Genomic DNA, 24,381 nt, shown 5'->3' with positions numbered 1-24,381 from the left:
TATTTGCTCAATGTGTTCGGCTGAGATCGGAAATCAACCGTCCATGGAACTGAACTACACAAGGGATTCTATTGCGATAACAATAATTTTACGAATCTCGAAGAGATTGACTACGACGGGCACCTGACTCAAATTGACGACGACGAAGAGCATCTAACATCAGCGGGGTGTCTTCTCAGGGGATCATGCCAAGCGTTTGCGTTAAAACTCGAAGAGATTCTCGGATACAAGGCATTCATAATCGAAGAAAGGAAGAGGCATCGTTTCCATGCATTCTGCCAGGCTTACCTAAATGGAAAAAAGGCTTACATTGATGCCCGAGGGGTAACCACAAGCTTCAACGAATTCATGGAGGTGGCGGCGGAGTTTGTTGAGGAGCCGTTCGACATAAGGCGCATAGATGAAAAAGACATTGCCAAATGGCGAAGTTCGAGCGACAATTCGCACGAAGAGCACCTCGCACTTGCTGAAGCGGTAATCAAAGCAAACATAGAGTGCTACAAGATCGATTGATTTTCATGCATACTAGCCCACACAATCCTTCTGGCATAAGCCAAATGATATAAACGGTATTCAAAGTCGGTTCACTTTTTGACCCGTTTTCGCGAAGCACTCTAGCAGACCAAGGAAACAGTTTTTTACAGCTTAGATAACAGATGGCGATTCGGGAACCAAAAGGCCCCGAATCGCCATGCCTTTCCCAGCCAAAGATTGCGCCGAGAGGGGCCATGCTCCGCCATCATAGTTATAGACAAAACGGAATAAAAGGACCAGCCGCTCCTTCAACTGGGAAAACGCCGCCCCTGGGACCCAGGAGAGGCTGCGGGGAGTCGACTAACTGTGGGAGCGATCTATTCGCTCAAAGCGTTCGGGCGAATTCGTAAATCAACCGACTAAATCCATAGTTTCAGCAAAAAACGATGCAAAGCAAACAAAGAGTGCACGAATCGGCACTCAAAACCAATCCAGGAGACGTGCCTAGGATTGTGGCGGGAATGCTCGGGTACCACCCGAGAGGGCAAGCCTTGCAGCAATTACTTGGAACGGTCATCCCCGCTTGCGCCCACCGCGATATAGGAAATCATGGTCATTATCCATCCCTTCGTTGGCTGCTCAAGTAGAAGCTCCAATACTGATAAGGCTGGTTCAACCATTCCAAGCAATGCGCTCGCAAGCTTAATTAATTATAACGAGAGACAGATTAACGGACTTCTCTAAGAACCAATCATTTGCTTAGCATAATATTTTCAACATCTATGCAGAAATCTATTTGGATGAAGCCCTTAATAATTCAATCTAACAGTTTAGATAATAGGTGATGATTCGGGGACCGTACGATCCCCGAATGCCGTGCTCTTCCCAGCCAAACAGAGAATTTACCCGCGCGCCCACCCGGATCTTTATTTGGCGACAATCCCACCGGGTGGGCGGTCGGGTGGATGGGACAGATCTATATGGGAAGAGCGAACCCCTTCAGGGAGCTCGTGGCGGGTTTGACCGCCGACGAATTCCTGCTGCTCATAGAAGCTGCTGACGAGAGGCACCGCCGCGATGAAGTCGTCGTCGGCACGCTCGCCGAGGCCAAGGCGTCCTATCGGCCGGACCCAAGGCGCCCGGGGGTGCGGCGCGCGGCGCCTGGAGAGACTGGTCCACCGCGGCCGGCGTCCCGAGGTGGCGCTGCCGCTCGGACTGGATCGTGCTGCGCGACACCGTCTAGATGGACGAGACCCACATCATCGACACCGACCTCTCCAAGGGCAGCGGGCAGGCCCGCAGACGCGGCCTACCCCTCCAGAAGCTCTGTATCGGCGTCGCCATCGACGTGCACAAGAACCCGGTCGCGGTCGCATACGGTCACAGGAAGCCCAGCTCGCCGCGCGTGAGGAAGGACATGGGCAGCAAGATGGCGCCCGGGTCGCCGCTGATCCACGACCTCAAGCGGGCACACAGCGCGCTGGTCAGGGACGACCGGCTCGAGAGCGGAGCGCACAGGGCCAATGTAAACGACCCGATCTACCTAGAGCGGATGGAGATGGTGAACGACCTGTGCCCCTGGCTTAAACGATACCTATGGCGCTTCACGGGGATGTCGCCGCGGAACCCGCAGGCTTATCTCGACCGGTACGCTTGCCTCTTCAGGGTCGACCAGGCGCACGACAGGTGGGACCCGACTGCAAGGGTGTTGCGCCATATCATGATGCCCATCGCGACTTACCGCAACTTGTGGCAGGTGCGGCATCGCCCGTCGTCTAAACCATTAGAGCCAGCAATCAATCGACGTTCCCCGCCGATCTCTCATCTACACTTCTCGCTTTCCAAGGGCGTTCACTGCCATGCGTTTGCAGGCACCCAGGCGCCCAAACCTCAAGACGTCGTAATCGAACATGAGCTTTTTGCATACACGGGCATTGGGGGCCTTGCTGGCAAGCGCCGCGCGCACCATAGCGGCAATAGAAGGAGCGCATTGTGCGAGCGCAGCATCGCTGCCCACGGCAGAACCGGCAAGCGCCGTGGCAACGGCAGCAAACACCTTGCCGCAGTCCGAATCCAGCAACCTGAGCGCATCGTACAGCACCAGATCGCATAGGAAGTACGCCAGGTCCTCGGCATGCTGGACATCGAGACCGTCGCGCTGCCAGTCAACCAGCACCGCGGAGTAAATCTTCACGTGCTCCAGCAGTCGCGTCTCGTCGTCATAGCGCATGGTGTCCATAAGCGAGCCCTTGCGCGCCACGCGGTAGTCATACAGCTTGTTCGAGATAAGCGCGGTCTTGCGCGAACGACCGTACACGGCGAAATCGAAGACCTGGTCCTCGCCATACTTAACGGTTTCATCGAACACGATCCCATTGCCCAGCAAAAACTCACGCTTGCAGGCGGTGCGCCATGCAAAGGGGCGAGAAGCTTCCTTAAACAGCAGGTCGGAGCTATAGCCTTCGAACGACACATCGCGCGGGCTCAGCACATAGTTGAGCCACGGATACCCCGCCTCGAGCGGATACGGATTCGCGCCAAAGGTCAAAACGTCGCAGTCCTCGCGCTCAAAGGCATCGACGATCACGCGACATGCATCAGGCGTAAACCGGTCGTCAGAATCCAAAAACGCAACGATAGGCGCCGTGGACGCAGCAATGCCCGCATTACGCGCGCTCGACAGGCCCCCGTTGGGCTTATCAACCAGCGTAAAGCGCGCGTCCTTTTCGCAATAAGCAACCGCAATATCGCGCGAACCATCCGGCGAGCCATCGTTAACCAGCACGCCTTCCCAATCGGGCATGTCCTGCGCAAGCAGGGAGTCCAGGCACCAGGCCAGGCACTCCTCCACGTTATAGATGGGAACAACAACGGAAATCTTAGGGGTAGCCATAGTCACACACTCCTACTGGGCGGCCGAAACGTCATCGGGATGCGGGTTATCGCCGTAGGTGCGCTGATACGTCAGCACGCGCCAGACCAGCGGCAGGCCGCCGATCTTAAAGTAGTGCTTAAACGTATTGAGCTTGCCCGGCTTCTTAAAGTCAAAGCGCGAATCGATATAGGCACGGGGCGACTTGACCATCAGGCGCAAATCGGTCTCGCCACGCGGATCAAACAGCGACAGGTCAAAGCGACCGGCATCCCAATCGGACTTGAGCTCGGGAGAGGCCTTCTCCCAAAACTGCTCGCGCAGCTCATCGACCAGGCGCTCATCATTCCAGCGGTACGTATCGACCTTCATGCGCATTAAAATGCCCTGGAGCCGAGCCTTGAGCTCGGGACGCTCGTCCAAAAAACGTTGCATCTCGGCATATTCGTCGCAAACGCAAAACACCTTGTTGGGCGAATTAACGGAGCTCTTCTCGTTATCTTGCCGATAGCACAAAATGGGGTCCGCAATAAACGCGGCACGTTCGGCACAAGCCCAAACTTTAAAGTTAAAGCCTGCGTCCTGATACGAGGCACCCGGCGTGGGAAGGAACCGAATCTGATTGTCGTTGAGGAACTCTCGTCGATAGATAGCCGACCAAATGGAAGGTTTGCGGTAGAAGATGCCCGGGCGATCGACGGGGCGATACGCGGCGCCCGTCATATGCTCATCGATAATCCCAAACAGCTCACGGCGCTCGCTGGGCGTGGACCAATACAGGTAAAAGTCGCCCTTTACCACATCGGCATGTTCAGCATCGGCCTTGGCGACCAGCTTTTGGAGCGAATCCTCAAACATAAAGTCGTCGGACTCAAGGATGCCCACGTACTCACCGCGCGCCATCTCCAGGCCGCGGTTCATCGAGTCGCCGTAGCCGCTGTTGGCTTTATCGATCATCTTCACACGGGGGTCTCGCTCCATGTACTCGCGGATGATGTCTGGCGAGCTATCGGTGGAGCCGTCGTTGATACAGATGATCTCGATATCCTTGAGCGTCTGCGCCACGGCGGAATCGAGGCACTCGCGCAGGTAGCGTTCGACATTGCAAATGGGGACAAGCAGAGAAACTTTAGGGGTATCAGAGTTCTGCAAGAGAACCTCCTGTTGAATAGCGTTTAACAGGGTTATTTTAGCAGCCGAGTTGCGGCGGGCGGCAGCGCTTGGAATTAGATAAAGCGCTCCAGGCAGGCTTTGAGACCGCGAGTCGAAAGATAGAACAGCGTGGCGTCTGCCATCGAAACGCCCGAGGTCGCCGCAACGAGCTTGTGGGCAACACGGCAAACGGCGCCCTTAGCAGGCATATCCGCCCACTCCGTTCCCAAAAACGTCGTGAGGTCCATGTTGACGCGAGCCGCCACGCGATGGAAGTCATCGGCATCCAAGCGCGCCAGGTCGAACACAATGAGGTCTAAAAACCAAGTTATCAGCTCGCCGGGACACAGGTCCAAAAGACCGTAGGCCGCCCAGTCCTCCAAGACCTCCTCGAGCATCCTCATGTGGGTGTCAAGCTTTTTGGCGCGAGCCTCGGCACTGTTGAACTCGTGCGTCGCCGATTCGCTCTCCATCACGTAGTGGTAGAACTTGTCCGGCATGACGACGGTCTTGCGGGCAAGCGCATAAGCCGCAAATTGGAAGACGACGTCCTCGCCCAAAGCCAAACCGGGGGCGAAGCGAATGCCTTCGCGATTGAGCAGCTCGCGCGAAAAAGCCGCACGACAGGCATAGGGCTGCGCATTCGAATGGAACAGCAGTTGGGGATCAAGGGCGCCGAAGGTACCGGCTTTGGGGCTCATGAGTTGCTGGACGCGTTTGGGGGCAGCATCGGCAGGTTCACAGACGCCGCCAAAAACGGCGGCCTCGGCATCTGCAGACTCCATGGCATGCAGCACGCGCTCGACCGTCTGGGCATCGATGCAATCGTCGGCGTCCACAAAAAAGACGGTCTCGCCCTCGGCGGCATCGATACCGGCATTTCGAGCACACGAGACGCCCGCGTTTTCCTGGTCAATCACCAGCACGCGATCGTCGGCCTGCGCGATCTGGCGCAACACGTTCAACGAATCATCAGTCGAACCGTCGTTGACGCAGACAACCTGAATCGAGCGCTCGGACTGGGCCAACAACGAATCGAGGCATCGCTGAATGGAGCGCACGGAGTTGTAAACGGGGACGACAATGGTAGCTTTAGGACACGAGGCCTCTCCCATGCCGACCTACCCCCTCAGCGATTCGATGAGGAAGGCGGCGACCACGCCAGGGCCTCCAACCGAGGCGTAATACTTAGCGCGCCCCAAGGCACCATCCGTCGCAAAACTCGGATGCTCGTCAACCCAGCCCTCAGGATCTTTGAGGATGGCAGCGAGATTCGCGCGCTTCCACGGCTTGAGGTCGTCAAGCGAAAACTCCCCCGCGTCCAAGGCCGCCTGAAATTCCTTAGCCATCTGAACCAGGAACTCCTTATAGAACTTAGGCGCCAGGCGCACGTAGTTCCACATGTACGAATCGTACTTAATGAGCTGATTGAACTTGAGCATACGCTCGACGTCATCGCTTGTGTGATTGCGAGCATAATCCTCTCGAATCCAACGCTCAATCTCGGCATACTCGGTATTGACGCAAAAGACCTTAGCCGAAGAATTGACCGAGGAATTCTCGTTGTCCTGGCGATACGACAACACGGCATCATGCAGATAAACAGCTTTATCGGCACACGCGATCACCTTAAAGGCAAATGACGTGTCCTGAAAGGATGCCCCCGGAGTCGGCAGGAACTTGATACCGTTGTGCTCAAGAAAATCGCGACGGTACACGGCCGACCAAATCGACGGCTTTTGCTTAAAGAACTGCGTCGTATCGCTCGGGTTCACCGGCTTGCCGCAATCCTGAGGTCTAAACATCTCGTGCAGCGAACGGCGCTCCTCGGGCTTAGACCAGTAGAAATCAAAGTTCGCCTTTGCAAAGTCGGCATTATTGGTATCGGCGGCCGAGACAAGCTTTTCGAGTGCGTCGGGCGCCATAAAGTCATCGGACTCCAAGATGCCAACGTACTTGCCACGCGCCATCTCCAGGCCGTGGTTCATCGAGTCGCCGTAGCCGCTGTTGGCCTTGTCGATCATCTTGACGCGCCCATCGCGCTCCATATACTCGCGGATAATCACCGGCGAGTTGTCGGTCGACCCGTCGTTAATGCAGATGATCTCAATATCCTTGAGCGTCTGTGCCAGGGCGGAATCGAGACACTCGCGCAGGTAGCGCTGAACATTGTAAATGGGAATAAGCAGCGACAGAACAGGGCTGCCAGAGACGTTAGTAGACAAATGTGCTCCTTAGGAAATACCTGTCGTTTCATGGTATCAAAGGGTCAGCGCGCCAGCGGACGTTTATATAATCTATGGAGCCTCTTGCGGGCAAAGTAGCCGCACGTCATGCGGCGGGCCCGTGGCAGGTTCCTGCGTTTTATTCAAAGCTTGCCGTCAAGGTGCGCCGAGCCTTTACAATAGGACAGTCCCAAGGACGTATTCGATAGCTTCCGCGCAGCGCTCGCGCGCCGCGCGTGAAAGGATATATTGCCCCATGCCTTCAACCCTTCCCGCTCCCATCGATAAGCTCGCCATTGTCGTCGTTACGTACAAGCGCCAGGAACTCCTGGTCAATTTGTTCGACTCCATGACCGAGCTTACGGCAGCGCCCTGGCGCATCGTGATCGTCGATAACGAGAATTCGCGTGAGACCGAGGCCATGTGCACCGCATTCAACGAGCGCCTGGGCAACCTGTGGGGCACCGACATCGAACAGCCCGACGCGAAGGGCGGCACCGACCGCGTCATCTACGCCCCGCAGCTCGAAAACGGCGGCGGTGCGGGCGGCTTCTCCGCCGGCACTAAATGCGCCTACGACTTGGGGGCCCAGTGGTTCTGGGTCATGGACGACGATGTGCTCGTCATCCCCGAAGGCATCGAGCGCTTGGCCAAGTGGACCGACCGTTACGACGTCATTCAGGGTTCGCGCCTGGACTTTGACGGCGGCGCCTTCTTTTGGCAGTACCAGCTCATCCTTTCGCTCGGCATCCCTAACCCCATCGCCAAGTGGGATTTGGGACCCGAGGGCTACCGCACCATGAACCAACTGTGCTTTGAGGGCGGCATGTTCTCGCGCCGCGTGGTCGACAAGATTGGCCTGCCCGACGCGCGCTTCTTTATCTACGGCGACGATGCCTGCTACGGCTACGTGGCCAGCCAGCACTTCCCCGCCGCCGTGGTTGCCGACGTGGTGCTCAAGCGCGCCCGCGCCGTCTCTAACTGGGATATCGCCGGCAAGCGCCAGCTCAACTCCACGAGCGACACCAACCGCTACTACATCATGCGCAACCGCGGTTATCTGGCACGCTACATGCAGATCTACGGCGACTACCACCCCGTGCTGTTCCGTCTGGGCAATGCCGCGACCTTCTGCAAGGAGTTCATTCGTCTGGCAGCAGTCGACAAATGCTTTAAGACCGGTATTCCGGCGCTGCGCCGTGGCATGAAGGACGCACGCAAGATCGTTAAGGATCCCAACTGGAAGCCCATGCCGCCCCTGAAGGACGCCGAGTAGTAAAGGGCTTTCGCCCGCCGCTACAGTCGTTGACACACCACGGACACACGCTGACCGTCAAAACCAAAGCCCCAACGCATGCGCCCGACGGCGGGGCGCGGCACGCGGATATCATCGATGCCGTCGCGCTCTATGTCGAGCAGCGCCTGAACCGCTAACAGTTCCAGGCCCAGGGCATCGACGCCAGGGTCATACAACATGTTGATCGTAATGAGCGGTCGCTCATCGAGCATGCCGAGCGTGTCGGCCACGTCAAACACCCGACCGGTGGGAATCACCTGGATATCCCAGCGATCCGAGACGCCACTTCGCTTGGAGCTGGGATTGCAATAGCCGGACAGTCCAAAGCAAAGCCCCTGCAGCGCCAGATGATAGGCTGTCGGCATATCTGATTTGTCCACATCGATGCCCAGATCGCCGATAGCACAGCTCAAAGCTTGCTTTACAGCGTCCTCGTCTCCTCGACACAACCCGTCATGGAACGAGTCGATAACTCCAACGTCCTCAACGGCGCACTCAAACCATTCCAGAATTACAAGACGGAGCGCCTGACGCACTTCGTTGTTAGGCAGGCGCAGGGAACGAAGGCACGCGCCGTCCTCCGAATGCCCTGTCATGTCCGTCGTAAGAAATCCAGACAGATACAGCGCAGTCCAGATATCTTCGGGCTTGGCGGCATCGACCTCCTCGGCATGCACATGCACTGGCGCCTCAATAAACCCATGCGGCTCAACCAAATCGAACAATGCGGACAGGCGCATGAGATTCCAGTCACCGACGCATGCGCTCAGACGGTCGGCGTAACCATACAGATCCGCCCGAACGGGCGCGACGCAATCGCGCTGTGCGTAGTCCACCACGCGCTCCGGGCTCGAGCAATAAAAACCACCAAACAGATAGCCCTCGAGCCACTCACGCGCGTCATCCAGACAGCCGTTGCGACCGATGCAATCCAACAGCACTTGGACTTCGTCGTCCGAAAAACCGAACCATCGATCACACCAACTCGACAACGCTGTCGCCGACCGATAGGAAACCCCACGTTGGGACAACGCAAACTCGGCATGACCGGGGCGCTCGCCCATCAGACACGTCAATCGCAACGAGTCGCCGGCATCGGCAATGGTGTCAAACAACATCCGGCTGAGCGACTCTAGGAAATCCACGCCACCGTCGTCCTTAGCGTCCAAACCATTTGGACACACCACGTCGTAGTCGTCTATCAGAAGAACAACCTGCTCATCGAAAGCTGTCTGGAGCAGCTTAATAAGCACGCCAAGCGCCGCATCGATCTCCCTATCGCTGGCCACCCCACGCGCCGCCCTCTCGATAAGACGAACCTCACGTCTTGACAGATCAGGCGCGGCAAGCAGCGGCAGCAATCGGGCGCACTCGCGCACGACAGCCCCGCGAATAGCTGCCGCTGCACCAGCGCCATGCCTCGAAGCGGCAGCTGAAAAGTCGAGCAAGATGACCGGATAACACGCGCACTCATCACGATGGTGAGCACCGTCCGCCTGCCAAATCTGGGTGCCGACGAACGGACTTCGATCCGGCCGCCGGTGATCAAGTCGTTCCAAATAGCATTTGAGCATCGATAGATTCATGCTCTTGCCAAAACCCTTGGGTCTGCAGCAAAGCGCAACAGATGCTACGCTGTCCAATATATCGGCAATAAACATAGTCTTATCGATGAGTAAATACCGATTGATCGCATCGGAAAAGTCGTGTACATCAACCGGCAGAGCTGCGTTATCCGCATAATTGAGCAACCGTGCGCCAAACGCATGAGTAACACCATAATTCGCCTGTTCAGACACCGTAAGCTCTCCCTCTAACGCAGCACGATGCCCATTGTAACGAGCGGGTAGAGCGCAACAATATCGACATGCAAACGTTTCGGGCAGCGGTAGCAACAGACCCCCGAGGGGGCATAACAAATCGTTGCACAACAAAAAAGGGGCCCGATGCCGCCGCACCGGACCCCGTCCCAAACTCTTATAGAAAACGATCTGGAAGATTACTCCTCCAAGCCGTCCTCCCCAGAAGCCTTCTTCTGCTGATCGAGCTTATGCTTACCACTTACGATAGACGTAGCGCCCAGTGTGGCCAAGCTTGCACTGGCAAGGCTCGCCATCACAATCAAGTCGCCCGTCTTGGGCATGTTGCCGCCCGAGGACTTAGTCGTTGTAGTCGTCGTGGTCGTGGTGGTCACCGTTTTGGAGTCATTTTGCTCCTGGACCTGGTTGTCAGCACCGCTCTTGTCGTCGTCTTCGGACTGTTTCTTTTCGCCCCCGGCCTTGCTCTTGTCCTTCTCCTCAGATTCAGACTTCTTATCCTCGCCCTTCTTCTGTTCGGACTTGTCGCTCTTCTCCTCAGAGCTAGAACCCTTATCGGATTCGGTCTTCTCGGAAGCCTCGTCCTTGGAGTCGCCCTTTGCGGCTTCGATCTTTTCCGTGGAAACCTGATCAGAGTTGCCCTTGTTCTGGGTCGAGCCGTTATTGACGCCAGCCATCAGCGAAGAGCCCAGCGTAGAACCAAGCTGCTCGGAGAAAGAAGGCTTCTTGTCCGGCGAAGCAACGGGGACGTCCGGCGCCTTATTCGAGTCATCCTTGGAAGCATCAGAACCAGGGGTTGCGTCAGAGCCGGAGCCGTTGTTAGAGCCGGTGCCAACGGACGAATCGCTCGAGCCGGTGGATGAGTTAGAGGTGCCAGCGCCGGTCGAACCAGAGGCGTCGCTGTCCGTATTGCCGGCAGAGCTTGAAGACGAATCGCCCGCAGCAGAGCCGTTCGAAACGGAGCCGTTCGAGGTAGAGCCGTTGTTGGTAGTGCCACCAGCAGAGCCATCACCGTCAGCACCGGTCGAGGGCGCATCCATCCTGTCATCGTTGGCATCGTCGCTCGAGTCGTCATTCGAATCAGGCGTCGGCGAGGGCGTCGGCGTAGGTTCGGGCTGCACGGGCGTCGCAGCGGCAGCGGCCTCGTCCTCGGCGATATAAACCAAACAGTCCTTCAGCTCGTTGCGGTAGCGGTTCTTCCAGCCCTCATGATACTGGGGCTGGCTCGAATACTTGGTCGCCACGTTATTGACCACACTGTTGGAAAGCGCCGTCACAAACTCGCGGTCGGACATATCGTTGGAGAGATTCGCCCAACGGAAGAAGTCCCTGCAGCCACCGGTGCCGCACATGTTGGTGATGCTCCACACCATGCCCTTAACGCAATCGGCACGGCCCGAAATATCAATGCCCAGGCCACTCTTGAGCCACGCCTCGGTCACCGCATAGTACGAGTTGTACGCATACGCATCCTGCAGAGCCGAGAACTCAACAGGGTCGGTGTTATAAGCACCTTGGAAAGCCTCCTGCGCAATACGGCCCAACTCGGTGAGCTGGCCGTTCTCGTACATGGCATTGCTCGTGTTGGAAATCTCGCTGCCGCGATCAATCGCATCCTTGAGCATGCTGTATTTTTCGGGGTTGTAGTTGTAGGCCTGCTTCATAAACGGAATGAGCGACCATCGACGGTCGAACTGGTAATAACCCAGCGCGTTATAGCCGTCGCCATACGAAAAGCCCTGGTTATAGTTGCCATGGCTCTCGTACTTGGTAAAGTACTTCATCTCGGGGGTCACGTTAACAAACGAAACGCCCTGGACCGACCTCAGCACGCCCGAGAAGGACTGCTGGGTATAGAGACCCTTATCGATATCGGTCGCATCCGAGGCAACGCCCGGTGTGGGCTCCTCGGCGGCAGCGGGTGCGGGTGCGGTAACGGCGCCAAACGAAAGCGCCAGCGTCAGGCCCGCGACAATAGCAGAATGCTTGGGCTGCATAAGATCCTCCCTGCATTGGTGTAGTTAAAGTGCAGTTTGCAAAGATAGAAATAAGTATTGCAGCTCGCCCGTTGTTGCACAACAACCCCTCGGTAAACGGCAACAACCCTCCGCGAAATCTTAAGGAATTGCGCTCAACCTACAGCTTAATGTCAAAGTCAATCTCGGGGACGGCAGCCAGGTCGGCCAACGTCACGCCGTCGACATAGTTCTCGATGACCTCGTCCAGGCCGCGCCAGAACTTGACGGTTGAGCACAGATCGCTACGGGCGCAGCTGTTGTCGATGCCGTCGCACGCCACCGGAGCGGTACTGCCCTCGACAGCGCGCAGGATGTCGCCAGCACGCACCTCGGCCGGGTCCTTGGCCATCATGTAGCCGCCGCCCTTGCCGCGCACGCTCTTAAGCAGACCAGCCTTCATAAGCGGACGAACCAGCTGTTCCAGATACTTCTGCGAAATGCGCTCGCGGTCGGCAACCTCGCGCAGAGCAATCTTGCCCTCGGCGTCACCGAGCGCCGCGATATAGATCATCAGTCGGAGGGCATAGCGGCCCTTAGAAGAAATGAGCATACCTACCCTCCCATCGTTACTGGGACAACATAACCAGGTTTGTTTGTCCCAAATCTTAAGTAAGTGGGACAAACACAACAGGTTATTTTGTCCCAGAATTTGAAAAGTCGAGTGGATTAGTCGGGTTTTCCCTTGACTAACGCCGAACCCATAGTAACTTTATTCCGAGAAGATTCCTAGGGTTTCGCACACCCATGAGTACACCATATACAGAGAGGGACAGCATGAGCGCAAATCCGCTGCTTTCCATCGAAGGTCTGACCGCCTCCGTGGACGAGAAGACCATCCTCCACAACGTCAACCTCAACGTCGCCGCCGGCGAGACCCACGTGCTGATGGGACCCAACGGCGCCGGCAAGTCCACCCTTGGCCACCTGGTCATGGGCGATCCCGTCTTTACCGTCAACGACGGCCGCATCGTCTTTGACGACCAGGACATCACCGAGCTCACCACCGACAAGCGCTCGCGCGCCGGCCTGTTCCTGAGCTTCCAGGCCCCGGTCGAGATCCCGGGCGTGCCGCTGTCGAGCTTTTTGCGCGCCAGCATCGCCGGCCGCCCCGGCCTGGAGATGAAAGGTAAGGAGTTCCGCCGTCGCGTCAAGGAGCTCGCAGCCGAGCTCAACATGGACACCGCCTACCTCAACCGCGAACTGGGCGTGGGCTTCTCGGGCGGCGAGAAGAAGAAGGTCGAGATGCTCCAGCTCCTGCTGCTGCAGCCCAAGCTCGCCATCCTCGACGAGACCGACTCGGGCCTGGACGTCGACGCGCTTTCCACCGTCAGCCACGGCATGGACGCCTACCGCAAGAGCTGCGACGGTTCCATGCTCATCATCACGCACAATACGCGCATCCTGGAGCACCTGGATGTCGACCGCGTCCACGTTATGGTCAAGGGCCACATCGTGCGCGAGGACGACGCCTCGCTCATCCCCTGGATCGACAAGAACGGCTTTGAAACCTTCGAGCGCGAGGCAGCCGAGCAGCGCGCCCAGGCCGAGGCCGCCGCTGCCGAGCAGCAGGCGTAAAGGGGCGACGCAATGACCAAGAACCGCACCGAGGTCGCGGACATCGACCGCAGCCTCTACGACTTCACCTATGGCGAGGAGGGATTCGAGCGCCTCGACGCCGGCATCACGCCCGACATCGTTCGCGAGATCAGCGCCAAGAAGGACGAGCCGCAGTGGATGCTCGACCTGCGCCTCAAGTCCCTCGAGATCTTCAACCGCTTCCCTGACCCGACGTGGGGCCCCTCCATTGAGGGCCTGGACATGGACAACATCGTCACCTACGTCAAGCCCAACACCGACCAAAAGCACGACTGGGAGTCGGTGCCCGACGACATCAAGAACACCTTTGAGCGCTTGGGCATCCCCGACGCCGAGCGCAGCTACCTGGCGGGCGTCGGCGCGCAGTACGACTCCGAGCTCGTCTACCACAACATGCAGGATACGGCGTCCAAGATGGGCATCGTCTACTCCGGCATCGAGGAGGCCCTGCACGACCCGCAGTGGGAGCCGCTCATCCACGAGAAGTTTATGACGCTCATCCCGCCCACCGACCACAAGTTTGCGGCCCTGCACGGCGCCGTATGGTCGGGCGGCTCGTTTGTCTACGTGCCCAAGGGCACCAAGCTCGACTTCCCGCTGCAGAGCTACTTCCGCCTTAACGCCAAGGGCGCCGGCCAGTTTGAGCACACGCTCATCATCGTCGAGGACGATGCCGACCTGCACTTTATCGAGGGTTGCTCCGCGCCCAAGTACAACGTGGCCAACCTCCACGCCGGCGCCGTCGAGCTCTTTGTGGGCAAGCGTGCGCACCTGCGCTACTCGACCATCGAGAACTGGTCCAAGAACATGTACAACCTCAACACCAAGCGTGCGCGCGTGGACGAGGACGGCGACATCGAGTGGATCAGCGGCTCCTTCGGTAGCCACGTGGGCTACCTCTACCCCATGAGCGTGCTTAACGGCCGACGCGCCCGCTCGAGCTTTACCGGCATCACCTTTGCCGGCGCCGGTCAGAACCTCGACACCGGCTGCAAGGTCGTGCTCAACGCGCCCGATACCTCGGCAACCGTCGAGACCAAAGGCATCTCCAAGAGCGGCGGCATCCAGACCTTCCGCAGTTCCATCGTGGCCACACCCAAGGCCGAGGGCTCCAAGGCAACCGTGAGCTGCCAGTCGCTGATGCTCGACGACCAGAGCCGCTCCGACACCATTCCGGCCATGGACATCCGCGCCAAGAACGTCGACATCGGCCACGAGGCCACCATCGGCCGCATCGGCGACGACAAGGTGTTCTACCTGATGAGCCGCGGCATCTCGGAGGAAGAGGCCCGCACCATGATCGTCAACGGCTTTGCCAACCCGGTCTCCAAGGAGCTACCGCTGGAGTACGCCGTCGAGATGAACAACCTGATCAAGCTCGAGATGGAAGGAGCGATCGGATAATGAAACAGGAAACCAACACCGCTGCTACCACACTCGAGCAGGTCAACGCGATGCCGGCTGCCACTTGGGGCTGGCTCAAGATGAACCAGACCAAGCTCGAGCTCTCTGACGAGCTTGCCGCCACTCCCGCCGAGGCCGTTGAGGTCGAGGGCTTGGACGAGCAGTTCTCCGGCGCGGCCGACGCCTTCGACACCGCCATGGACGCCATGGCCGAGCGCTTCCCCGAGCGCCGTGCCTCCGCCCCCGGTGATGCCGCCGACCGCGCCCGCATCACGCCCGAGACCGAGCTCGATGTCCCCGCCACCTCCGTCTACCAGGCCGGTGCCATTAAGCTCGAGGAGGAGCTCTCCCCTGCTGAAGCCTTCGAAACCGGCATGGGCGAGGCTGCCTACGCCTACTTGGCCGAGCACGCTACCAAGCGCATCGTCATCGATGTGCCCGCATACCAGCACGCCACGGTTACCGTGCGTGTGAGCGGTGTCGATGCCGCCGCGGCCATCGCCGCCATCGACATCGTCGCTCGCCCGCAGGCAACGCTCGACCTGCATATTGCCCTAGACTCTCCTGTTACCGGCGAGGGTGTCGTGGGCTCCGTGCTACGCGTGTGCGCCCACGAGTACGCCACCGTCAACGTGACCTGCACGCAGACACTCGACGACAGCTGGATCGCACTCGACGACACCGGCCTGTTCCTGGACGAGGGCGCGCGCGTCAACGTGCAGCACACCGTCCTGGGTGCCGGCGCCAGCGCCACCGGCCTTGCCGGCGACCTGCTGGGCGACACCGCCAAGGTGACCATCGATACCGATTACCTGGGCGCCCGCGAGCAGGTGCGCGACTTTAACTACGAGCTGCGCCACCGCGGTCGCAAGACCGAGTGCGAGATCGACGCCAACGGCGTGCTGACCGGCACGTCCAAGAAGGTCTACCGTGGCACCATCGACCTCGTGCACGGCTGCAAGGGTGCAACCGGCACCGAACGCGAGACGGTGCTTTTGGCCAACAAGGGCGTCGACAACAAGACCGTTCCCGTCATTCTCTGTGACGAGGACGACGTCGCCGGCAACCACGGCGCCACCATCGGTCACGTCCGCGACGAGCAGCTGTTCTACCTCGCCTGCCGTGGCCTTGACCAAAACGCTGCCGAGGACCTGTTCATCCGCGCCAAACTGGAGGACGCCGCGCTTTCCGCCACCGACGAGCGCACCCGCGCCGCCGTCGTCCGCCTAGGCAACAACCTGATCGACAACTTTGAAGAGGAGCTCGCATGATCGACACCGAGCACGTTAAATGCGACACCTGTACTGCCCCCGAGCCCATGGAGCTCGACGCCAGCGACGAGGCTTCGCGCGGCTGGCCCACCGTGGACATCGAGACCAACCCCTACAAGGGCCAGTTCCCGCTGTTCCAGCAGCACCCCGAGATCGCCTTTCTCGATAGCGCTGCCACCGCGCAGCGCCCCGCCTGCGTGCTCGACGCCGAGCGCGACTTCTACCAGCGCATGAACGCCAACCCGCTGCGCGGCCTGTACTCGCTATCCGTCGAGGCCACCGACGCTATCGCGAAGGTGCGCCAGCAGATCGCTGACGTCATCGGCGCCGCCCAGGCCAACGAAGTCGTCTTCACCCGCAACACCAGCGAGTCGCTCAACCTGGTCGCCAAGAGCTTTGCGCCCACGGTGCTGGAGCCCGGCGACGAGATCGTCATCACCATCATGGAGCACCACTCCAACCTGATCCCGTGGCAGCAGGTCTGCCGCGAGACCGGTGCCAAGCTCGTCTACCTCTATCCCACCAAGACCGGCCAGCTCACCACCGAGGAGGTCCTGGCCAAGGTGGGTCCCAAGACCAAGATTCTGGCCGTGGGTCAGGTCTCCAACGTGCTAGGCGTCGAGAACCCAGTCAAGAACCTCGGCAAGCTCGTGCACAAGTACGGCGGATATCTGGTCGTCGACGGCGCGCAGTCGCTGCCGCACATGCCGGTCGATATGGCCGATCTGGGCGCCGACTTCTTTGCCTTTAGCGCGCACAAGGCCATGGGCCCCATGGGTATCGGCGTGCTGTGGGGCAAGATGGACCTGCTCAACGCCATGCCGCCCATGCTTACCGGTGGCGAAATGATCGATTCGGTCACCGAGCAGGACGCCGTCTGGACGCCCGTCCCCGAGAAGTTCGAGGCCGGCACGCAGGACGCCGCCGGCATCTTCGCCACAGGCGCCGCCCTCGACTACCTCGTCAACACGGTTGGCTATGAAAACATCCAGGCACGCGAGCAGGCACTCGTCCACTACCTGATGGGCGAGCTCATGCAGCTCGACTTTGTCCAGATCATCGGCTCCATCTACTGGGACAACCATCACGGCGTCGTGAGCTTTAATGTCAAGGGCATCCACCCGCACGATGTCGCGAGCATCATGGACATGGACGGCGTCTGCATCCGCGCCGGTCACCACTGTGCACAGCCACTGCTCACCTGGCTGGGCGTCGAGAACCTCGCCTGCTGCCGCGCCAGCGTAGCCTTCTACAACGACAAGGCCGACATCGACAAGTTCATCGCCGGTCTGCATCACGTTTGGAGTACGTTCAATGGGTAACCTTTACACCTCCACCACGTTCATGGAGCACAACTCACACCCCGACTATAAGTACGAGATGGATGCCCCCACGCACGAGCACGACGGCATCAACCCCAGCTGCGGCGACGAGCTCACCTTGCAGCTGCGCGTCGAGAACAACGTGATCGAGGAGGCCTCGTTTACCGGTCACGGCTGCGCCATCAGCCAGGCCTCGGCCGACATCATGGCCGACCTCATCACCGGCGAGACGGTCGAGGAGGCACGCCGCCTGGCCGGGCTCTTCCTGGCTATGATCCGCGGCGAGCAGCTCTCTGAGGAGGACCTGGAAGACCTGGACGAAGCCGCCCAACTCCAGGACATCTCGCACATGCCCGCTCGCGTCAAATGCGCCGAGCTCGCCTGGCGCACCCTCGATGGCATGCTCGAAGGGCAAGCTAACCAGTAGCGGATGCCCCAAATCCAAGGATTTTGATTGCCGAGCCGCCCGATACGGGCGGCTCGGCTTTTTTATAACGAGTACACACAGTCCACGCGTCCGGCGCCCCGTCTGTCATTAAACGAACGGCCAACCGCGAACACGGATGTTCTCCACAGCACCAATGGCTTGCGGCAGGGCCACGGACACTCCACGCAACGTCCCATGTCCTGCCCCGCTGGACTCCGGTTCGCTTTGCGTCTGCCACAGACGGGTCCCCTAGGGTGCGGCGTGCATTTTTGCGAGTATTCAGCACGCCAAGCTGTGTGTATACGCATCGGAAGTGTTAATCAACAACTCAAGTCGCCTTTACATTGCGATTTAGAACAAGCATCGAGGTCTCAGGGGGCGCAAACATGAGCTTCGGAGGCTCATCGGTAGGCACAAATCGCTTCGGAGCCCGTATGTTTCAAGATTGCGACGGTGCCGACAGTACCACGATGCTGAATACTCCGCTTTTTGCACGGAGTAGACGGGGGTAGGCACAGGCTAAACCTAACTAAGCCGTTATTTTATGCATGAAGGCGACCGTTCTATGCAAATCTAGATGCGCAGTTACCGTACCAAGCTTTTACAATGGTTGTGGCATATGGGCAACCCCGGCTGCGGCGCACAGGTAGCCCTACACCACGTTTTCGCCAGTCCGCACCGCCGCTCGCGCACGGGCGCGCACAATACGAGAAACGGTACTTTTGCCAATCCCCGTATACCGCTCAATCTGACGCACCGTAAATCCGGCATCATGCAATCCAAGAATAACGATATTGCGCTGCGCCGACGATGCGGCTTTAACCTCGTGGAGCGGAACCCCGAGACCCTTCGCCAGCTTTTCGGCAAAGGCGTGCCGCTCCCACTCCGTCTCTTCCAGATCGGGCATCGCAGGCTCGCAGGCATCGGGCGTCGAAAGCGAATAGGCAATAAAGGCCTTGGCAGAACCAAAAAGCTCAAGCACGCAAGACGGGTCGGAAAATCCCCTCGTCATATCGTTGTCATAGGCCCGTAGATACTCGACAAAGCTGCTCCACGCATAGCGCTCGATTAAGCTGATGCCAGCCTCCTGCGGATCGGCGTGTACAGAGCGAACAGCCCCCATCACCTGCGAGTCGATATCGAGCGAGCGGCGCTCAAAACGTTCACGAAATAGACAGCCCGAGCGCCCAGTGCGCTTATTGAACCGACGGGCATACGTCAACAGCAGCCGCTGCATGGCTGCGCTCATTTCGTCCTCGTAATCCAAAAGCACCAGATCCACGCAGTCGCTCATGAGACACCACGCCACAATCGTCACCTGGGCCTCGCGGCAGCAGTCGCGCATCAGCTCCAAAAACTCCCGCCGGTCGTCATCGGTCTCAAAGATGATCTGTTTTCCGATGCCACGGGCCGAAACATGGTAAAAGCCGGTGACCGTTCTCCAAACGCGCTGCATGGCGCTCCCTTCGCCGGGATCTGCTTGCCATCCAATACAGCACGATTGAAGCGTGCCATCAAAACTTTCACGCAAAACAATACACTCGCGCGGCCAAAGGCAGTAAACAGGCGGCGAACGGCAGCGTTGCAACAGGTCAACCCCTGCAACGCTTACAAGAGCTGACCAAAAGCTTGCCCAAGACGGACCCCCTCTACGGAAGTTCGCGACCACAGAACATAGAGTTAAATCGTTTCAATTGAAAGTTCCGCGCATCTCGCTACGAAAACTGAGCCGTTCGCCGAATATTCCGTGCATTTCGCGGTATTATAGGGGCTGCATGTCATGTCCCTTTCGAAGGGTCGCCCGGCAATCGCCAGCCACGACCCCCAGACGGGACGCCAACACGATAGAGAGGAGAGGCATGCAGTACTCACAGGAAGTGGAGAACATGTGCCCCGTTGCCAAGGGTGCATACCACGGCCCCGCACCCATCCCCGAGGAGGGCAAGTGGGTCCAGGCTAAGGAGATTTCCGACATCTCCGGTCTTACGCACGGTGTGGGTTGGTGCGCACCTCAGCAGGGCGCCTGCAAGCTCACGCTGAACGTCAAGGACGGCATCATCGAGGAGGCCCTCGTTGAGACCATCGGCTGCTCGGGCATGACCCACTCTGCCGCCATGGCTTCCGAGATCCTTCCCGGTAAGACCATCCTCGAGGCCCTCAACACCGACCTCGTCTGCGACGCCATCAACGTTGCTATGCGCGAGATCTTCCTGCAGATCGTTTACGGCCGCAGCCAGACCGCGTTCTCCGAGGGCGGCCTGCCCGTGGGCGCCTCCCTCGACGACCTCGGCAAGGGCCTTCGCTCTCAGGTCGGCACCATGTTCGGCACCAAGGCCAAGGGCGCTCGTTACCTCGAGCTCGCTCAGGGCTACGTCACCCGCATGGCTCTCAACGACAAGAACGAGATCATCGCGTTCGAGTTCCTGAACCTCGGTAAGTTCACCGACGCCGTCAAGGCCGGCAAAACCCCCGAGGAGGCCATCGCTGGCGCTATGGGCCACTATGGTCAGTGGGAGAACGCTGCCAAGTACATCGACCCGCGCACCGACGAGGAGACTCACTCCGTCGCCAGCGTGTTCCCGGTTCACGAGTAGAAAGGGAGGGAAATAACTATGACTGTTACGTTCGAAGGTTACGAGCGCCGCGCTGACAAGATCAACAAGTGCCTCGCCGACAACGGCATCGCCTCCCTCGAGGAAGCTCTGCAGATCTGCACCGACAAGGGCTTCAACCCGCGTGAGATCGTCAACAACACCCAGTCCATCGCCTTCCAGAACGCCGAGTGGGCCTACACCCTCGGTTGCGCTCTCGCTGTCAAGCGTGGCGCCAAGTCTGCTTCTGAGGCTGCCGCCATCATCGGCGAGGGCATCCAGGCCTTCACCGTTCCCGGCTCCGTCGCCGAGGACCGCAAGGTCGGTCTGGGCCACGGCAACCTGGGCGCTATGCTGCTCTCCGACGACACCGAGTGCTTCGCCTTCCTGGCCGGTCACGAGTCCTTCGCTGCCGCTGAGGGCGCTATCGGCCTGGCTCTGAACGCCAACAAGGCTCGCAAGAAGCCGCTGCGCGTTATCCTCAACGGTCTGGGCAAGGACGCTGCTCAGATCATCGCCCGCATCAACGGCTTCACCTACGTGAAGACCCAGTTCGACTACTACACGGGCGAGCTCAAGGTCGTCGAGACCATCCCCTACTCCGATGGTCCCCGCGCTGCCGTTAACTGCTACGGCTCCGACGACGTCCGCGAGGGCGTTGCCATCATGTGGCACGAGAACGTCGACATCTCGATCACCGGTAACTCCACCAACCCCACGCGCTTCCAGCACCCCGTCGCTGGCACCTACAAGAAGGAGCGCATCGAGGCTGGCAAGAAGTACTTCTCCGTCGCTTCTGGTGGCGGCACCGGCCGTACTCTGCACCCGGACAACATGGGCGCCGGCCCTGCCTCTTACGGCATGACCGACACCATGGGCCGCATGCACTCCGACGCCCAGTTTGCCGGTTCTTCCTCCGTGCCTGCGCACGTCGACATGATGGGTCTCATCGGCATGGGCAACAACCCCATGGTCGGTGCCACCGTCGCCTGCGCTGTCGCCGTCGAGGAGGCCCTCAAGGCCTAATCGCGCCCGCGCGATGCTCATATAGCTGAGCTTTGGAGCCGCTACCTTTCGAGGTAGCGGCTCTTTTTGTTTGCGCTGTCGCAGGGTAGCTAATGCCGATATATCAGTTGGTGCGATATACGAGATGTGATGAGATGGAGCATCAGAATGCCCATGACGCCCACCTGCCATAATTGCCCTTTACCGATTTGCCGAGTCTTTGCGGCCCCATTGCCGATCACCCGTGCGACAATGCGCCGGACGAGAAAGGACTCCGATGGAATCGACTGATGTACTGGTAATTGGATCTGGCATTGCGGGCCTTTGCGCCGCCATCGAAGCGGCGCGCACGGGTGCAACCGTCACTGTGGCAAGCGCCGGAAAGACTATGAGTGGATCGAGCTTCTTCCCGGGCACCTGGGGCCTCGGCCTTATTGGTCCCGTCGACGAAGGCGACGAACAGAACCTTATTGACACCATCCAGGCCGTCGGCGGCGGCGTTGCCGACCCCGAACTCGTCCAGACGTTCGTCCACGGCATTCCCCAGGCAATTGAATGGCTCGAGCAAGACTTGGGCGTTGAGCTTCAGCGTCCGCAAAGCGCCGAAAGCGCTCAGCAAAAGCAGTTTATCCCCTGCTTTGACCACAAGACGCGCATGTGGCGCGGCCTCACCCGCAAGCCCCTTGAGGACGCTCTGACGACCCGGATCGAATCGCTCGGCATTCGCCTGCTCCCCCGCCATGAGCTTATCGAGCTTGTTGAAGATACGGACGGAAAGATTGTCGGCGCCACGCTCTACGACCGGACAAACGAGCGTCTCGTGCCTATGGCAGTTAAGGCCACTATCATCGCTGCGGGCGGCACGGGTGGCCTGTTCGAGCGCAGTCTCACTTCCGCCGACGTGCTCAGCTCATCACAGGCTATCGCGCTGGCGCACGGTGCGTCCCTTACTAATATAGAGTTCATGCAGATGATGCCCGGCTTTATAGAGCCCAAGCGAAACCTTGTTTTTAACGAGAAGACCTGGCGCTACGTCAAGTTCGACCAGCCGGTCGATATCGCCGACGATAAGCTCGACGATCTGCTCGAGCAACGCTCCGGATATGGTCCCTTCACTTCGCGTCTGGATTCTCGCGCTATCGACCTAGCCATCGACCAAGCGGGAGCCGAAGGCCTGGCGCTCCACTACGACTTCCCCCGCGAGGACGTCCCCGAGTTTGTGCAGACCTTTGCCACCTGGCTACAAGACGAGCACGGCATCGCGCCGACCGACGAGATGCGCGTGGCGATGTATGCCCACGCCGCCAACGGCGGTATCAAAATCGACAAGACCGCGTACACGGGCGTTGAGGGCCTCTACGCCTGCGGTGAGGCAACAGGCGGCATGCACGGCGCCGACCGCATCGGCGGCTTGTCGAGTGCCAATGGCATCGTATTCGGGCGCATCGCGGGCGCATCGGCAGCTCGAGCAGCGCTGGACGCTCCCGAGGCGGCCGCTCCGATGGATATCGCCCTCCCTCAGTATGGCATTGCCACAACAGATGCCGAACGCCTGACACACAGCCTTAAGCACACGATGAGTACCTATTGCATGATCAACAGGACCGAAGCAGGTCTATCCAAGGCCCTGCAACAGCTTGAAAGCCTGAAAGACGAGGCAACGGCGCTGAGCAAGCCGCATGCCAATGACAGCGAGATCGCAGCCCTCGCCCGCCTGCAATCGCAGAATCAGCTGGCAACGGAGATGGTCAAAGCCATGCGCAAGCGGACCGAAAGCCTGGGTTCGCACTATCGATCGAATTAAACTGGACACCTATCTAGAGCAGAGCACAACTAATCGATATCTATGGGCCCCGTGACCTCGAAGTGGCACGGGGCCCATTCGTGTCCGCACGGCAGCGTATCCTTATTCTGAGTACAGAGCGGGCAAAGCGCGCATAGACAATAGATCAGCGAGGAGGAGATATGGACAGTAGAGATATCGAGAAGTGGCGTGTCGAACTTGATAGCTGCGCCAATGTGGAAGACGGCGTTGAGTATTGGCTCGCACGCGATTTAATGGAACCCATGGGATACACTCGATGGGAGAACTTCGCCGAAGTTGTTAAGAGGGCAAAAGTCTCGTGCGAAACAAATAAAACTCCAGTTGATTCCCATTTTCGTGACACCACGAAAATGATAACTGCCGGTGTCGCCGCTCGCGCGGTTAAAGACTACAAGCTTACGCGCTATGCATGCTATTTAATCGCCCAAAACGGAGATTCAAACAAGCCAGAGATCGCGCTCGCCTAGGCATACTTTGCCGTGCAGACGCGCCGCCAAGAGCTCATAGAGCAGCGCTTCGCAGAGATTCAGCGCTTACAGGCGCGCCACTCGCTATCCGATTCAGAGAAACAGCTCTCGGGTATTGCGTTCAAACGCGGCGTGGACTCCAAAGGATTCGCGATCATCAAGTCGAAGGGCGACGAAGCGTTATTCGGCGGCAGAAGCACGGCGGAAATGAAGCAGCAGCTCGGCATATCCAAGAGCGCGGCATTGGCGGACAGGTTAGCCGATGTCCTCATCAAAGCAAAGGACCTTACGAACTCGATGACGGCCTTCAACGCCGAGGAACACGACCTGTACGGTCTGGACCAGATCAAGCAAGAGCACGTCGAGAACAACACAAGCGTGCGTGGCGGCCTCATCGACCGCGGAATTGTCCCCGAGAACCTGCCACCTGCCGAGGATACAAAAAAGCTCGAGCGTCGCGTGAAGGCAGCGGAGAAGAAACTCAAGGAAGGTACTGACGGTTTTACCGATCCCCAGGGTAGACTCGATCTGTGAAAGCGGCCGTGCCCTTTCGGGTTCGACCCCATGAAAGGTCAACAAAAAAGACGGCCAACTTTCGTTGACCGTCTAAACATGCTT

General features: G+C 58.9%; 19 protein-coding genes. 11 read left to right on the top strand and 8 right to left on the bottom strand.

Annotated elements, in window-relative coordinates:
- Window positions 1–2,299: 2,299 nt before the first annotated feature.
- From DXD56_RS08890 to DXD56_RS08875, 4 genes are all read right to left on the bottom strand, one after another.
- Window positions 2,300–3,367: a glycosyltransferase gene (locus DXD56_RS08890; RefSeq protein ID WP_117640956.1), complete on the bottom strand. Its 1,068-nt coding sequence runs from the start codon at window positions 3,365–3,367 to the stop codon at window positions 2,300–2,302.
- A gap of 12 nt (window positions 3,368–3,379) precedes the next feature.
- Window positions 3,380–4,498 (bottom strand): glycosyltransferase family 2 protein, encoded by a 1,119-nt coding sequence (locus DXD56_RS08885; protein ID WP_158549394.1) that lies wholly within the window; start codon window positions 4,496–4,498, stop codon window positions 3,380–3,382.
- A 74-nt stretch (window positions 4,499–4,572) separates the two neighbouring features.
- Window positions 4,573–5,613: a glycosyltransferase gene (locus DXD56_RS08880; RefSeq protein ID WP_117640954.1), complete on the bottom strand. Its 1,041-nt coding sequence runs from the start codon at window positions 5,611–5,613 to the stop codon at window positions 4,573–4,575.
- Window positions 5,614–5,619: 6 nt separating this feature from the next.
- Window positions 5,620–6,723, bottom strand: a complete 1,104-nt coding sequence (locus DXD56_RS08875; RefSeq protein ID WP_117640953.1) for a glycosyltransferase — start codon at window positions 6,721–6,723, stop codon at window positions 5,620–5,622.
- A 256-nt stretch (window positions 6,724–6,979) separates the two neighbouring features.
- Between DXD56_RS08875 and DXD56_RS08870 the strand changes: the two genes are divergently transcribed.
- Window positions 6,980–7,999, top strand: coding sequence for a glycosyltransferase (locus DXD56_RS08870; protein WP_117640952.1), 1,020 nt, complete (start codon window positions 6,980–6,982; stop codon window positions 7,997–7,999).
- Window positions 8,000–8,019: 20 nt separating this feature from the next.
- Here the strand turns inward: DXD56_RS08870 and DXD56_RS08865 are convergent, their stop codons facing one another.
- The 3 genes from DXD56_RS08865 to DXD56_RS08855 form a co-directional block, all read right to left on the bottom strand.
- Window positions 8,020–9,819, bottom strand: a complete 1,800-nt coding sequence (locus tag DXD56_RS08865; protein ID WP_158549392.1) for an AAA family ATPase — start codon at window positions 9,817–9,819, stop codon at window positions 8,020–8,022.
- A 200-nt stretch (window positions 9,820–10,019) separates the two neighbouring features.
- Entirely contained in the window at window positions 10,020–11,834 is a 1,815-nt protein-coding gene (locus DXD56_RS10055; protein WP_158549390.1) for a hypothetical protein, read from the bottom strand.
- 139 nt (window positions 11,835–11,973) lie between these two features.
- Complete coding sequence (locus tag DXD56_RS08855; protein WP_117640950.1) at window positions 11,974–12,405, bottom strand: Rrf2 family transcriptional regulator; 432 nt, start codon at window positions 12,403–12,405, stop codon at window positions 11,974–11,976.
- 224 nt (window positions 12,406–12,629) lie between these two features.
- Between DXD56_RS08855 and sufC the strand changes: the two genes are divergently transcribed.
- From sufC to sufU, 5 genes are read left to right on the top strand one after another with little or no spacing between them, the layout of a single operon-like run.
- Entirely contained in the window at window positions 12,630–13,430 is an 801-nt protein-coding gene (sufC, locus tag DXD56_RS08850) for a Fe-S cluster assembly ATPase SufC (RefSeq protein WP_117640949.1), read from the top strand.
- 12 nt (window positions 13,431–13,442) lie between these two features.
- The gene (sufB, locus tag DXD56_RS08845; RefSeq protein ID WP_117640948.1) at window positions 13,443–14,855 is read left to right on the top strand and encodes a Fe-S cluster assembly protein SufB; all 1,413 of its coding nucleotides are present in this window, start codon (window positions 13,443–13,445) and stop codon (window positions 14,853–14,855) included.
- A complete protein-coding gene (locus DXD56_RS08840) occupies window positions 14,855–16,126 on the top strand; it encodes a SufD family Fe-S cluster assembly protein (protein ID WP_117640947.1) in 1,272 nt (423 codons plus the stop codon). The genes sufB and DXD56_RS08840 overlap by 1 nt, the downstream gene beginning before the upstream one ends.
- A complete protein-coding gene (locus DXD56_RS08835) occupies window positions 16,123–17,448 on the top strand; it encodes an aminotransferase class V-fold PLP-dependent enzyme (RefSeq protein WP_199411576.1) in 1,326 nt (441 codons plus the stop codon). The genes DXD56_RS08840 and DXD56_RS08835 overlap by 4 nt, the downstream gene beginning before the upstream one ends.
- The gene (gene sufU, locus DXD56_RS08830; protein ID WP_117640946.1) at window positions 17,441–17,875 is read left to right on the top strand and encodes a Fe-S cluster assembly sulfur transfer protein SufU; all 435 of its coding nucleotides are present in this window, start codon (window positions 17,441–17,443) and stop codon (window positions 17,873–17,875) included. Before DXD56_RS08835 ends, sufU begins: the two co-directional genes overlap by 8 nt.
- Window positions 17,876–18,527: 652 nt before the next feature.
- On the opposite strand, the gene DXD56_RS08825 is transcribed toward sufU, so the two are convergent.
- The gene (locus DXD56_RS08825) at window positions 18,528–19,331 is read right to left on the bottom strand and encodes a transposase (protein WP_117640945.1); all 804 of its coding nucleotides are present in this window, start codon (window positions 19,329–19,331) and stop codon (window positions 18,528–18,530) included.
- A gap of 403 nt (window positions 19,332–19,734) precedes the next feature.
- On the opposite strand from DXD56_RS08825, the gene DXD56_RS08820 reads away from it, so the two are divergent.
- The 5 genes from DXD56_RS08820 (at window position 19,735) to DXD56_RS10110 (ending at window position 24,297) form a co-directional block, all read left to right on the top strand.
- Entirely contained in the window at window positions 19,735–20,469 is a 735-nt protein-coding gene (locus DXD56_RS08820; protein WP_006235554.1) for an iron-sulfur cluster assembly scaffold protein, read from the top strand.
- Window positions 20,470–20,487: 18 nt separating this feature from the next.
- On the top strand, window positions 20,488–21,492 hold the full coding sequence (locus DXD56_RS08815; RefSeq protein WP_117640944.1) for a GGGtGRT protein: 1,005 nt from the start codon (window positions 20,488–20,490) through the stop codon (window positions 21,490–21,492).
- Window positions 21,493–21,748: 256 nt separating this feature from the next.
- On the top strand, window positions 21,749–23,275 hold the full coding sequence (locus DXD56_RS08810) for an FAD-dependent oxidoreductase (RefSeq protein WP_117640943.1): 1,527 nt from the start codon (window positions 21,749–21,751) through the stop codon (window positions 23,273–23,275).
- 161 nt (window positions 23,276–23,436) lie between these two features.
- A complete protein-coding gene (locus DXD56_RS10115) occupies window positions 23,437–23,763 on the top strand; it encodes a BRO family protein (RefSeq protein WP_199411575.1) in 327 nt (108 codons plus the stop codon).
- 12 nt (window positions 23,764–23,775) lie between these two features.
- Window positions 23,776–24,297 carry a hypothetical protein gene (locus DXD56_RS10110; protein ID WP_199411574.1) on the top strand — a complete coding sequence of 174 codons (522 nt, stop codon included), beginning with the start codon at window positions 23,776–23,778 and terminating at the stop codon, window positions 24,295–24,297.
- The last annotated feature ends 84 nt before the right edge of the window (window positions 24,298–24,381 follow it).

This window comes from Collinsella sp. TM06-3, assembly GCF_003436395.1.
Lineage (GTDB): Bacteria > Actinomycetota > Coriobacteriia > Coriobacteriales > Coriobacteriaceae > Collinsella.
This window is presented reverse-complemented; position numbering and strand designations above follow the sequence as displayed.